This is a genomic window from uncultured Porphyromonas sp. (assembly GCF_938023125.1).
Lineage (GTDB): Bacteria > Bacteroidota > Bacteroidia > Bacteroidales > Porphyromonadaceae > Porphyromonas.
In genome coordinates, this window is sequence record NZ_CALHDW010000018.1 from 243,607 (window position 1) to 256,858 (window position 13,252).

General features: G+C 50.6%; 9 protein-coding genes. 6 read left to right on the forward strand and 3 right to left on the reverse strand.

Going from position 1 to position 13,252, the window contains the following annotated elements:
* The first annotated feature begins 121 nt into the window (after positions 1 to 121).
* The 6 genes from Q0090_RS07175 (at position 122) to Q0090_RS07200 (ending at position 10,831) form a co-directional block, all read left to right on the forward strand.
* Positions 122 to 1,678: an Mfa1 family fimbria major subunit gene (locus Q0090_RS07175; RefSeq protein ID WP_297949189.1), complete on the forward strand. Its 1,557-nt coding sequence runs from the start codon at positions 122 to 124 to the stop codon at positions 1,676 to 1,678.
* A 178-nt stretch (positions 1,679 to 1,856) separates the two neighbouring features.
* A complete protein-coding gene (locus Q0090_RS07180) occupies positions 1,857 to 2,795 on the forward strand; it encodes a FimB/Mfa2 family fimbrial subunit (RefSeq protein ID WP_297949191.1) in 939 nt (312 codons plus the stop codon).
* A gap of 59 nt (positions 2,796 to 2,854) precedes the next feature.
* Positions 2,855 to 4,069, forward strand: a complete 1,215-nt coding sequence (locus Q0090_RS07185; protein ID WP_297949193.1) for a fimbrial protein — start codon at positions 2,855 to 2,857, stop codon at positions 4,067 to 4,069.
* A gap of 22 nt (positions 4,070 to 4,091) precedes the next feature.
* Complete coding sequence (locus Q0090_RS07190; protein WP_297949195.1) at positions 4,092 to 8,645, forward strand: hypothetical protein; 4,554 nt, start codon at positions 4,092 to 4,094, stop codon at positions 8,643 to 8,645.
* Positions 8,646 to 8,800: 155 nt separating this feature from the next.
* A complete protein-coding gene (gene ricT, locus Q0090_RS07195) occupies positions 8,801 to 10,300 on the forward strand; it encodes a regulatory iron-sulfur-containing complex subunit RicT (RefSeq protein ID WP_297949197.1) in 1,500 nt (499 codons plus the stop codon).
* Between the two features lie 27 nt (positions 10,301 to 10,327).
* Complete coding sequence (locus Q0090_RS07200; protein WP_297949199.1) at positions 10,328 to 10,831, forward strand: hypothetical protein; 504 nt, start codon at positions 10,328 to 10,330, stop codon at positions 10,829 to 10,831.
* A gap of 189 nt (positions 10,832 to 11,020) precedes the next feature.
* Here Q0090_RS07200 and Q0090_RS07205 read toward each other — a convergent pair whose 3' ends face one another.
* From Q0090_RS07205 to Q0090_RS07215, 3 genes are read right to left on the reverse strand one after another with little or no spacing between them, the layout of a single operon-like run.
* Positions 11,021 to 11,725 carry an RNA pseudouridine synthase gene (locus Q0090_RS07205; protein WP_297949201.1) on the reverse strand — a complete coding sequence of 235 codons (705 nt, stop codon included), beginning with the start codon at positions 11,723 to 11,725 and terminating at the stop codon, positions 11,021 to 11,023.
* Complete coding sequence (fabG, locus tag Q0090_RS07210) at positions 11,725 to 12,471, reverse strand: 3-oxoacyl-[acyl-carrier-protein] reductase (protein ID WP_004333645.1); 747 nt, start codon at positions 12,469 to 12,471, stop codon at positions 11,725 to 11,727. Before fabG ends, Q0090_RS07205 begins: the two co-directional genes overlap by 1 nt.
* Positions 12,468 to 13,151 (reverse strand): TetR family transcriptional regulator, encoded by a 684-nt coding sequence (locus tag Q0090_RS07215; RefSeq protein WP_297949204.1) that lies wholly within the window; start codon positions 13,149 to 13,151, stop codon positions 12,468 to 12,470. Before Q0090_RS07215 ends, fabG begins: the two co-directional genes overlap by 4 nt.
* Positions 13,152 to 13,252 lie beyond the last annotated feature (101 nt).

Sequence of the window (13,252 nt, forward strand, 5' to 3'; positions counted from 1 at the left end):
GCTTTGTCTTTCCTGAACGCCTTGTGTGGCTTTCGACTGGAGAGAGGATGTTGCATGAAGAATATGGCTCAAGCATAGAAAACAACATATCAATTACATTATTAAATCAACAAGAATTACAATGAAAATGAAGATGATGGCGGGCCTTATGCTCGCAACCCTCGGCCTCTTTGCCTCATGTGCAAAGTCTGGGAGAGAAGTACAAGACCCCAATAAGGAGGGGTCTACGTATGTAGGCGTTACCCTCAATATGGGGGCAAACGATTTTCGTGCCGAAGACGATAACTACAGCAAAGTAGGTACTTGGAACGGAAAAGACGAGATCAAAACAATCGATGTATATATTGTAGATGTGGCCTCTGGTGTTGTGTCTACCGGTGCGTACAATAAGAGTAACTTTACGATTACGCAGACAGATGGTGCCGCTTCTATTTCGATCGTGCCCCAAACTGCTATCCGTACTAATCCCGGCCCGAAGAAGGTATATGCCGTTGTTAATGCTTCGGCAGATGTAACCCTCGCTCTTTCTCAGGCAACTGCTGCAGCCTTCGAGAGTGCTTACAATACGGTAGCTCACGAGCTGGCTGTTACCTCTGTAGCAACGCACACTGCGGGCAAGGATGTTATCATGGCTTCTAACGCTAAGGAATGCACTATCTACGTTGCTGCCGGCGTAACTGAGGCTCAGGCTCTTGCCGGTACAAACCGTGCTTCGGTAGAGATGAAGCGTGTAGTTGCCCGCGTACTTGTAACCTCCAACGCAGATACTTATGAAGTAAAGTATAGCGATGGCGTAACCAAGATGGGTACTGTAAAGAACATCTCTTATGCCGGTGCTCAAGGTGAGAAGAAGTTCTATATCGGTCAGAAGGTAGTTTCTAATCTCATCCAGACCCCTGCGTATGGTTATGTGCCCACGGCAATTGCAGATATCTGGGGGACAGGTAGCACGCACTACGACTATAGCGACCTCTTGGCTCACACCTTTACCACGAATCCTCGTTCTGTTACGACGATTGCAGGTCCTGTTGATGCAAAGAAGATCGGTGAAGAGTCTCTCAAGCACAGCCTCTTTATGTTCGAAGCTTCGCACAAGTACCAAACTGTTTCTACGAATACAGATGTAAATAGCTACGATGGGGACTTCCGTCGTGGTAACACTCCCTATGTACTTGTTCGCGCTCTCTTCGTGCCCGAAGCAACTGCTTTTGCTGATGGTGAGGGTGGTAACTATCACGAAGGTCAAACTTTCTACCTCGGTGCAAACAACAAGTTCTACACTACGAAGGCTAACGTAACCGATCCTACTAAGGGTGGTGTTGCCGGCCAGAGGTTCCGCACTTATGAGAATGGTAAGGTTCTTTACTATGCATTTGTAAACCCCGATCGCGTACCCAATACACTCGATGCTCCTGTATTCCGTAACAATATCTACCGCATCAATATCACAGGCTTCAAGACTATCGGTACAAACTGGAATCCCCTCTTCCCCGAAGATCCCAGCAATCCTAACCCCGGTGGTCCTAACAACCCTGACCCCAAACCCAATGACGATCCTGTAAATCCCAACCCCTTCGATCCTCAAGATCCTAATACTCCAAAGGAAACTTGGATGAGCGTTGAGATGTCAGTGCTCGCTTGGACAGTCCATACTTACGATATTGAGCTCTCTCTCTAAGTTTCTCTGTTTTTAGTGACTAAACAACCGCTCCTTGGGTAGCTCCACATGCCTCTTACCTTATCTCTTGAGGCATGTAGGGGCTCCCTCGGGGGCACATATTCTCTCTTGCCATCAATGCTGAGAGCGTTGAATAGGGGAGATTATCCCTTCCATGTAAACAAACAATTTCCTCTGAATGACGAAGTTCCTACAGCGCATCATCCCGCTACTGTTTTTGTCGCTCGTACTGACGAGCTGCAGTGGATTGATTTTTGAACAGGGCGACGATTGTCCCACCTTGCTTCGCTTTACCCCTTACGTGCAGACTCCCTGTATGGATGGCCCGACTTACCCGGAGGGGGTAGATCGCATGACCGTAGTGGTTTTTAATAAGGAGGGAAAACTTCTTGGCTATAAGAGCTTCAAGGATGTTGTACTTTCCGAAGGGAGTGAGTTTGAGATAGCCCTTTCGGATAATAAGGAGCAGACGTATCGCTGTTACTTTTGGGCGGGCGATGTAGCAGAGGATTACTCGTATGCTCCCGAGCTCATGGCTCTTCCGAGATTCTTGGAGGGGACCTTTGGGCTACGGCTCACGGCGGACAATCGGCCTGATCGCCCCGTCTTTCACACTCTCTATCATGGAGAGGTCGCCATAACCCCACCGAGTGGTCACATAGCCGGAGCCTCAACAGTGCTTTATAGTAAGCCGCTCCTTACCGAATACTCCAATGAATTTATAGTGCGCCTGACAGGGCTATCTGGGGCGATGCCTTGCCGAGTGGAGATTCGCGACAATACTGCGCGCTACCAAATGGATGGGCGTCTCTCCATTCCTCAAGTTCCGGTTGTATATGCCGGCGATGTTCCAACGGGAGGAGCACAGCGTGAGACAACGTTCCGAACGCTCCGCCTCGATGATGCCTCGACGCATCCCGAGTTGGTTCTGGTTCGCACGGATACGGGGGCCGATCTTCTCCGGTTCGATCTGAAGAAAGATCTTCTCGAGAAGCTACCGGGTTATAGGCCGGAGTGCGACCACCTCTTTACCATAGATCTTAAGTTCTCCCCCTCTATGGCGGTAGAGATCTCTATCAATGGCTGGGTAGTCCATAGCTACGATATAGAGTTTTAAGCCCCACTCCATACACTCCAACACATATATACACACATATAGACGTCTCTATCGAACGCATGATATCAAAAGTTTTATCGCACTATATATCCTCGGGCAGACTGTTGCTCCTCCTCACGCTGTTGTGGGGTGGGCTTAGTGGCTGCTCTACGCCCACCCCCTCGGGTGGCGAGAGGGATAATTATCTCTCGGTAGACTTGACGCTCAGGGCTCAGGCGGATGGTCAGAATACGCTCAATGCTGACCTATTGGATGAAGAGGACAAGGTTCATGAGTTGCGTATCATGCTCTTCCAGAGCGGGACGCTTAAGTACAATTTGTGCTATAACGTGCCGGGCGGGAGTAGTACTACGTTTGCTTTTGATGGCAATCCTACGGTTCGCCGAGCCGTCTTTCGCGTGCCCAAGCCGGGTATCTATGATATGGTCGTGATCGCCAATGAGCGTGTGGATGCAACGCAGGGCCCCACTATTACCACGGCCTTGAATGCGGTAACGCAGCGCAGCGATCTCAATAATATTCGAGTGGCTATGCCCGATCTGTATAAGGAGGGCGCACTGCCTACGATCAAGCTTCGTAGCCCGATGACGGCGGAGTATTCGAATGTGGATATGACGCAAGCAGGGACGCAGGCAACGCCCCATGCGATCCTGCTCCCGACGCCTACCCATGGGGTAGAGTTGCTCCGTGGGATGGCCAAGGTGGAGCTTTTGCTCAAAGATATGGTGGAGGTGCAGCTTCAGGGGAACAACCAGAAGCGTTATGCCTGGATTGGTATTGGCCCGTTCGATCGTCTCTACACGATCAAGAGTCTTAATATGTCCAAGTCTTTCACTCTTATGCCGCAGAATCTTTTGACCCCGGCGAGCGAGGTGGCCTCGGGAGTACTCTTCAACGACATTCCGCTCCCTACGGCCCCCAACCCCAAGTGCGTGATAGACCCTACCACGTTTGAGGATTTGAGTATCGGAGGTGTAGCTACGGCCGATTACAAACTCGCCTTCTATATTCCGGAGTATCTTGCGGCGCCGGCTCTTGCAGTAGGCGATCAGCCCTTCCTCCAGTTCACCTATAAGTATATGAGCGATGTTTGGGACCCCACGTCTCTTGTGGAGAAGGTCTCTAAGAATCCGATGCAGAACCCGAATGTTGCAGATGCCCGTAAGTATCTGCAGGAGGTAGTCGCCCTGCGAGGCGGCTCTCTGGTTGCCACCGGCGATTATAGTGTTTACCGCAATAGTTGCTATCGTATTACAGTTCGCTTTAAGGAGTAATCCCTCAATTATAAGTCTACACATGAAGTCTATATTATCATTCCTTTCTAAGAGAGGGACGGCCTCTTTAGGACTGTTCACCCTCCTCTGTCTGTTCTCGACCTTCTCGCTTCGGGCGCAACAAGCCTCTGATATAAATGTGGTGCCCACGGTCACTAATGGTCGGTGCGAAAGTGATGGAGAGATTACGAGTACGGTTACTTCTCAGAATCCGCTTTACACTATACAGAGCTGCGTCTATACCTACGAAAATGAGACTACGCACGCCCTTGTGACGAGTCAAAATAACACTCTCCCAACCGTTACGGGCCTTCGTGCCGGTAAGTACACGCTCAAGGTAAAGGTGCTCTTTACCAATGGGGTTACGGTAGAGAAGAGAGTGCCGGGGATTACGGTTACGACCAGTTATCGTAGACCGGTCATCTCAATAAAGGAGGAGCGCCCTACGCTCAAAGGGTATCCCGATCCTACGGGTATGATTGGAGTGCGAGTGACGAGTGGGAGTGCACAGAATTATACGGTAAGGCTTATCGATAAGCCGGCCGGCTATACGGGCTACACCGAGTTTACATTTGCATCTACTCCCTATTGGCAGTTTTTCTACAATCTCCCTGCCGGTAAGTATAAGGTGCAGGTTTCGGACGATTGTATCTCCTATCCTGCCGAGGAGGTGGAGGTGAAGACCACATCTTCAAGTTTTGTTACTGCTATTGGCGATAACGACCTTATCCCCATACGAGAGCATTGCGGATGGTATGAGGTTTGGGAACCAAGGAATAGTAGCTTCCCCTACTATAAGGATCTCGATACCATTGCTAAATATTACGATGTTACCTTCGCAAAGAAGAGCGACCTTGATGCCAATGCAGCGGGGGTCACTTGGTACGACCTCAAGACGGTTGCTCCGGCACCGGATCCAGCTCATGTTATAGCTCGTAAACCAGGGGCCTTTCGTATTATGTTTAGGGATCCGGGAGGTGATTCTTGGTTTAAACTGGGAAGAAGAAGCACGAATGAAAAGCTTTGGCTTGCCTATCGTCTGAAGAATACGACTCAATTCCAAGCCTATTACTTAGACTATTTTATTGATCAGAACTGGGTGAGTCAGATAGTTGAAGAGCCGGGTGGAGTCTGTGCCGACTACAAGCGTAAGGTCTACTTATATAGCACTTATCGAAATGATTTTTGTCCCCCTGTTACTGTGTCGGTTGCAGAGGCAGATAACCCCACGGTACCTCTAGAGTCGGTAGTCCTTACGACAGATAACATGGAGTCTAGGACGGCCGTGGCACTGAATACGTCCTTCTCTCGATCTAAGAGCTACCTCTTTACCTATAGGGATGGTAATGGAGATGTCGTTAAATATGAAGTTCAACAATTGATTCCAGACCCCTATATCTCGTATGGAAATACAAGAGACAATAATTGTGAGGGGCTCAAGTCGTATACTGTTTACATCCAAGCGCGACAACGTACCGGAGCGTATTATAACAATGTCGTATTTGATGGTTATACCGTTACGCTGAAGCAGGCGCCCGCGACCTATACGCCTCCCTCTCCTAATGCTTTGCAAGTGGGGGTTCCCTATGTGGTACCTACGGGCTATGGAAATAAACGTTTCTATCCCTTCTCTTGTGAGACTCTAAATGGGCATGCCTTCCCTAACTACTGCGATCAGTATTGGGTGCTCCCTTCGGGTGAATATATCTTTGAGGTGACAGACCCTTGTGGGCGTACGAAAGAGCTCAAGATGCCTATCAATAGCGTTATCCCCAAATATACTCCGGGGCCGAAGACACTACAGCCCAAAGCGGTTGTTAAGGAATGTGGGCGCATGCGCATCTATCCATTTGCCGGCGGTCATACAGATATTTTACTTAAGGATGGAGTTTCATTTGATACTCCATACGTCCAAATTCAAGAGTATCCTAATGGGTTAAGCGAAAACGATATAGAAGTCTTTAATGGCAGTACACTCTCTCGTGGCTCCTATGTGGTTGCCAGTTCGGGTGTAGATCCTAAGAAGATTTACTTTGATATGCCTTTGGCTCAAGGGAAACTAGGCTTGAGAGTCTCTTGGACTTCTAGTAGCTATTATAGTAATGATAATATAATTTGCCTTCCTACCGTTTCCATCGATCTGAATGATCTAAACCTCTCCTATGAGCGAGATACCTATGTGGGCTATAAGTGCCCATCGGGGTCCTATGCTTACATCAATTTCGAGCCTACCAACTATATAGGGCATCTTGATGTGGAGCTCCGTCCCGCTAATGGAGGCGCGGCTATAAAGACCCTATCGGATGTGGATGTGGTAGCTAATGGCGGCTCCATTACCATAGAATTGACACCGGGAACCCCTATCACGGAGGATCGTTATTTGCTCTATCTCAAGGATAGACAATGCCGGAACGATAATAAGGCCGGTACCCCTATTTCGCTCTACGACTTGAGTTCTACGAGCATTGTTCGTACCACGCGCCTCAAGAGCAAGTATTGCGAAGGGGAACCTATTACCCTCGAGGCGGTCTCCTTGGGTGGGAACATTCTCTATAAATGGCATTTGCCGGATGGCTCCACGTTGGATGGACGCGTAGTGGAGATTGCCCATAGCGAAGCCACAAAGCACTCCGGACGATACAAGTTGGAGGCCATCAATGTAGTTTGTGAGGGAGCTCCCACTTCTGTAGAGATTCCCTTCGATTTGTCGGTGGCTCCTCCTGTTCTTTGGTGGGCGTCTGATGCGACCAATGCGAACTGGTTCGACAAGAGCAACTGGCGCAATACTAATGGGGTTGCAGTCAATGCCATCCCTGCAGCTTGTACTACGGTGCATATCCCCTCCGAGGTGGATAATTTCTTCCCCGACCTAGACCCTTCGGTTTCGGTGCAGGGTACCTATGGCGCCGCCGAGTGTCAGGATATCTACTTCCACTACGGCAGTCAGTTGGGGCGCCCCCAGCTTCTCCGCTATGAGCGTGCGTATGTGGATTACAACTTCGGTAAGATGCAGTCCGATGGTACGCTCCAGGCTCATGCGGAGGCTCACTTCCCCAAGAGCGATAAGCGAATGATGGAGCGTGACCGCTGGTACATGCTTGCCACTCCGCTTAAGAATATCCTCTCGGGCGACTTTGGTTTGGCGGGCTATCCCATGACCTATCAGCGTTATTTCAAGTCGGGCATTAGGAATGCAGCGACTCTTACCGATGCCTCTTTTGATAAGCCGGTGAATACGCTGGTGGACAATATGGATTCATTCAACCATGCGATTGCTCTCAAGGTGGCAGGTCGTAATGCAAGCAAGGTCGGGTACAAAGACCACAAGAACCTTGATGGTCTGAAGGGTATTATCCGCCTTCCTTTCTATCTCAATAGAGATGTAGATCCCTACTATCCTCTACATAGATATACGGCGGCTAATAATACTTCTCTCTTCCGTTACTACGATATGGCTACGCTTGCGCCTATGGGCAAGGTTGATAGCTATGTGCGTAAGCCGGAGGAGGACTTCCGCTTTGCCTTCGAGACAACGGCTTCTAAAGCGATTGGTGCGATCACGCTATCTGGAGCTCCCGTAGAGGGTTATGCCTTCCAACTAGCGGGGGATACGAGCACCGAGTTGCGGATGGTGGGTAATCCCTTTATGAGTGCCATTGACTTCGATAAGTTGGTAAATGTAAATAGCACACTTATCGAGCCCTATTACTATATCTTTACGAACAATACCTGGAAGGTTTACTACTCAGGAGTGAGTTCTCCCGCTAGCACGCTTCAGAAGGAGATCCTTCCGCTCCAAGCTATTGTGATCAAGAAGAAGGCTAGCGGTCCGCTACTCTTTCCCACGGAGGGCTCCAATAATGTGCTTCTTGCACCCAACAAGGATTGGAGCCTCCAGAGCCGTACGATAAACATGAGTGACCCCATGCGCAAAGTTTCCGTGGTGGCTACGAATAGTGCAGGTAAGAGTGGCGAGTCCATTCTCTTCCCCGATACGGAACTTGTATCGGCTCCGGCACTCTTCTATCCTACGATTGACGAAGTGCCTACGGTCTTCTTTGTGGATGCGGATGCGGGATCGCCCAATGTAATCCAGTCGGGCTCCTCACTTGCAGTGGTGCCTATGGGGGTACATAGCTCGCTGATAGGTCCGATCGAATTGGACTTCTCATCGCTTACGAGTCACCACTTTACCCGCATTGCTCTCTACGACCGAGCTACTCGTCAGGAGCATGACCTTTTGGCGAATCCTCGCTACACCTATCAGAATGGGGCGAATGAGGGCACCCGCTTTGAGCTTCGTATGGAGTACCCCGGGGTGAAGTCTGTGACCTCACCTCATACGGATGGTGAAATTCTTCGAGTGATCCCCGTAGAGGTCGGCTATCGAGTGGAGAGTCTTGTAGGGATTGAGAGTTATACTCTCTATGGCGTAGATGGGAAGCAACTTACGATGGGTGAAGGGGTTAATGCTCTTGAGTTTGTTGTAGATCGAGCTTATTGTCAGGCCATGACGCTCCTGAGTGTTCGCTTGTCGGATGGCTCTACACTCACCCGCAAGCTCCCGGCTCGCTAAGGAAAAGAAATACCACAACTCTATATTATGGCTCCGCTACCTTCTCTCTAGTTGAGAGGGTGGCGGAGTCTTTTATACCGGCTTCGAAGGCTGTTTTATCGCCTATTCAACGAGAAACTTGTACCTTTACCGACTGATAACAAAGAGATTAGATAATGCATAAAGACGATATAAAGTACATTGGAGCGGCTCAGATAGACTCAGCGGGTTGCAAAGGGTGTGGCAAACAGCCCCTTAATAGCTACGACTGGCTCTCGGGCTATGCCGATGATATAGACCGTAATAAATACGTAGAGGTTCAGTTTAAGAATACCCGCAAAGTAGTCTTTACGAACCCTCTAGGGATAGAGGTACACAAAGATGACATAGTGGCGGTGGAGGGTTCTCCCGGTGTGGATATAGGGCGAGTGGTACTCACAGGAACATTGGCTGCTCTCCGATTTCGTCGCCAAGAAGCCCATAGTCGAGAGCCCATCCGTCAGCTTTTCCGCCTAGCTACCCAGAGTGACCTCGATCGTTGCGAAGAGGCGAAGCGCCGGGAGCATGGTACCATGATTGAGGCGCGTCAGATAGCTGAGGCGCTGGGTTTGGAGATGAAGATAGGCGATGTAGAGTATCAAGGAGATGGGAGCAAAGCCATCTTCTACTATATAGCCGATGGGCGTGTAGACTTCCGTAAACTCATCCGAGTGTTGGCTGATACCTTCCATGTGCGCATCGAAATGAAGCAGATTGGAGCACGTCAGGAGGCCGGGCGTATCGGGGGGATTGGCCCATGTGGTCGTCCGCTCTGTTGTGCTCAGTGGATGACTACCTTCAAGAGTGTGAATACGGCTGCGGCTCGTTTCCAAGATCTTACCCTGAATCCCGAGAAACTTACGGGGCAATGTGCCAAGCTCAAGTGCTGCACCAACTTTGAGGTAAATACCTACGTGGAGGCTCAAAAGCGTATGCCGCCTCGTGATCTGGTGCTAGAGACGGAGGAGGGAAGCTTCTATTTCTTCAAGTGGGATCTCCTCAAAGGGGAGGTGACGTACACTGCGGAGAAGAATCGCTCTACCAATGCATGTACCATTACTACCCGACGTGCTCGAGAGGTGATTGAGATGAATCGCCGAGGCGAGAAGCCCGCAACCCTGCTCGAGGAACGCTACATACAGAAGCCTGTCTCGCTAGATATTCTAGACGAAAATCTCCTTACCCGCTTCGATGATAAGGGGCGTAAGCGTCGCAAGGGCAACGGCAACAATAACCGGGGAGACCGTGCCGGTCGCTCTCGTAATGCGGGGGCAAAAGAGCCTGTTGAGGGAGCTGCTCCTGAGCAGAATCTCTCTAGAGAAGAGGGGGCCGAAGAGACTCGTCCGAATAATCGCCGTCGCCCATCGGGGGATCGTTATTCCAATAATCGCCGCCGTGCACCACAGGGGGTGCTCGAAGGCGGAGAGGGCTCGCAGCCCGAGTCTGAGGGAGGCGCTCGCCGTGAGAGACGTACACCGAGGGTGAATAGCAACCGCCCTATGGGAGATGGCGCTGTAAGTGCCGAGGGTGAACCAACAGCTCGCCGTGAGCATCGCCCGCAGCGTGATAGGCGTTTTGCCCGCTCCGGAGGCGAAGCCCGCCCCGCGAGTAAAGAGGGTGATTCGGCTCCGGAGTAATTAGACTAGCGAGGGGCTCTGCGTACTATGTCTCGAAGGTTCTATCGGGGGATTCTGGCTCTACTTTGCCTCTTTTCCGTTGCCCTGCCTATTGCTGTCGTGGGTTGCCGTCCTACGCGCGAAGCCTGTATTGAGTACGAAAAGGTGCCCAATGCGAAGTGGAATCGTGGGCAACAGCTTTCGTATCGCTTCTTGGTAACGGAAGCGCACCGTCCCTACTATTTCGACCTTCTTATTCGGCATAATAACAATGTAGAGTATTGTGGTTTTGATGTGCTGGCCACGCTTAGCGATAGCGCATCCTATGAGCGGAGGGATACGTTGCATCTCCTGCTCTCGGAGCAAGTAGGCCTATGGCGGGGATCGGGGGTGGCCCTTACGGAACTCTCGTTTCCCTATCTACAAGGGGTGAAATTCCCCACCTCGGGTATATATACACTTACGTTAGAGCCCTGCAGTGAGCGCCCTTCGATAGGGGGAATAGAGAATGTAGGAGTCGTCTGTCACAATCGGGCCGGAGCCACTTGGTAGGGAGAGAGAAGAATTTCCTTGCCTAGTTTTCTCTTGGAAATCAGCTGATTTTTCTCCATTTTTCACCCAGAAAGGGAGAGTGCTTCTGCCTGAAAAATATTTTGTTTTAGCCCTGCACTTTTGGGAGTGTAGGGCTAATTTTTTTTTGAGGTCTCTTGAGAGGGGTGGAGAGCGGTGCTCTTCGGTAGTCTAAAGGCGAGTAGCCCCCTTGGAGTCCTTCTCGGCAAGGGAGAAGAGGAGTTGCCAGAGCTTGTCGTGGGGCGGAGTGGCATGCAGCTCTATCTTTTCGTGGCTTACGGGGTGCTCAAAGACCATGGAGTAGCTTAGGAGGGAGATGCTTCCGTCGGGGTTGGAGCGTGGAGCTCCGTATTTTAGGTCGCCTTTGATCGGGCATCCCATCCCTGCAAGTTGTGCTCGTATTTGGTGGTGTCTCCCCGTCAGTAGCTCTATCTCCAGCATTTGGTAGCGCTCTGCCGTGGCAATTCGTCGCCAGCGGAGGTGTGCTCGCTTGGCATCGGGGTGATTCTCTTTTACGATGTAGGTTTTGTTTTGTTTAGCATTGCGCCAGAGCCAATCTATACACTCTCCTTGTGTGCCTTTGGGGCTGTTTTGCACCACAGCACGGTAGGTTTTGTGTACTCCGCCCTCGGCAAAGAGTTTATTCATGCGAGCCAGAGCCTTGCTGGTTTTGGCAAAAAGAACCAATCCGCCCACAGGTCTGTCGAGCCGGTGTACCACGCCTACGAATACATTCCCCGGCTTATTGTATTTCTTTTTAAGGTAGAGGGCGACCATATCCTCTAGGGAAGGGTCGCCCGTCTTATCTGCGTGAACAATCTCGCCCGGCAGTTTGCTTACGACGAGAAGGTGATTGTCTTCGTATACGACTTTCATTAGCAATTCATGCCGCCACAGCAATGAATAACTTGCCCCGAAACGTAGGCGGAGAGGTCGCTAGCAAGGAATGTTGCCACCCCGGCCACGTCTTCCGGCGTACCACCGCGGCGTAGAGGGATCTGGGCAGCCCACTGCTTCTTTACATCTTCTGAGAGTGCGTTGGTCATATCGGTGATGATGAAACCGGGGGCAATGGCGTTGGCACGGATGCCACGAGACCCGAGTTCCTTAGCGGTACTTTTGGCGAGACCAATCATACCGGCCTTGGAGGCGGAGTAGTTGGCTTGCCCTGCATTACCGCTCACCCCTACTACTGATGCCATGTTGATAATGCTGCCGCTACGTTGGCGCATCATAATGGGAGTTACGGCGTGGGTTAGGTTGAATGCGGATTTGAGATTGACGTTAATCACCATATCCCATTGCTCCTCGGTCATGCGCATGAGTAGCCCATCGCGAGTAATCCCTGCATTGTTTACCAGAATATCGATAGCGCCAAAATCAGCAGCTACGGCTTCTACCGTCTTGTGAGCATCGTCAAAATCGGCAGCATTGGAGGTATATGCCTTGGCTTTTACGCCCATGGCATTGAGTTGAGCGATGAACTCTTCTACCTCGTCTGTGATCCGAATATCTGTAATGGCAACGTTTGCTCCCTCTTGGGCAAAGCGGAGTGCAATAGCACGACCGATACCACGACCGGCACCCGTTATAAGGGCAGTTTTTCCTGCTAATAAGTTCATGATTTCTCTGTATTATTGTTGTTTTGATCTTGTTTTTGTGCGGGGATGTGGTGTATCTCACCTCTGTAGCCAACGCCTCGGAATACTAAATACTCGGCGGCTCGGCGTAAGGAGTCGAACTCTTGGCTCCCCATACGGCGCGTTTGTCGGTGTATATAGGGCACCTCCAGCCCCTTGAAGGCATGTTGTAGGATATTGGAAGTCATACTGACGTCACGCACCGAGAAAACACCATCCCGGTTGCCCTCCTCTAGGATGGAGGCAATAATATCCTGCTCGCGGAGGTCGAATTTGTAGCGAACTCGCTCCACACGGCCAATATCGTTGAAGAATTGGGCCTTGAGAGAGCCGTTGCGCATGACCACTTGCAAGATGGTATCCATGTGGGTGTAGATGAGGCTCATCAATTTCTCCGGGGCAGATTTGTCAGACTCTGCCACAGCCTCGAGTCGCTTGCAGAGTAGATCCAACTCTCGCCCTACTACAGCATAGAAGACATCACTCTTGCTGTTGAAGTACATATAGACGGTACGCCTGCCCCGCTTGGAGGCCTCGGCAATATCGTTCATGGTGGTTTTTTCGACTCCAAAACGCGCGAAGAGCTGGCGAGCTGCGTCAATAAGCAACTCGCGAGTGCGTAGGCTCGATTGCCTTATCTTGTTCTTACTCGGCGTCTTCATACCCCACAAAGTTATACATTATACATCATAGTGCCTAATTTTTACCCACAAAGTCTGAGAAAAGTAGCCCTTTATGTATGCCTTTCTCCCTATTTCTTGGG

Excerpts from the sequence above, each read along its gene's own strand:
- Q0090_RS07200 (WP_297949199.1), top strand. The coding sequence starts at position 10,328 with ATGTCTCGAAGGTTCTATCGGGGGATTCTGGCTCTACTTTGCCTCTTT.
- fabG (WP_004333645.1), bottom strand. The coding sequence starts at position 12,471 with ATGAACTTATTAGCAGGAAAAACTGCCCTTATAACGGGTGCCGGTCGT.
- Q0090_RS07175 (WP_297949189.1), top strand. The coding sequence starts at position 122 with ATGAAAATGAAGATGATGGCGGGCCTTATGCTCGCAACCCTCGGCCTC.
- ricT (WP_297949197.1), top strand. The coding sequence starts at position 8,801 with ATGCATAAAGACGATATAAAGTACATTGGAGCGGCTCAGATAGACTCA.
- Q0090_RS07180 (WP_297949191.1), top strand. The coding sequence starts at position 1,857 with ATGACGAAGTTCCTACAGCGCATCATCCCGCTACTGTTTTTGTCGCTC.
- Q0090_RS07185 (WP_297949193.1), top strand. The coding sequence starts at position 2,855 with ATGATATCAAAAGTTTTATCGCACTATATATCCTCGGGCAGACTGTTG.
- Q0090_RS07190 (WP_297949195.1), top strand. The coding sequence starts at position 4,092 with ATGAAGTCTATATTATCATTCCTTTCTAAGAGAGGGACGGCCTCTTTA.
- Q0090_RS07205 (WP_297949201.1), bottom strand. The coding sequence starts at position 11,725 with ATGAAAGTCGTATACGAAGACAATCACCTTCTCGTCGTAAGCAAACTG.
- Q0090_RS07215 (WP_297949204.1), bottom strand. The coding sequence starts at position 13,151 with ATGAAGACGCCGAGTAAGAACAAGATAAGGCAATCGAGCCTACGCACT.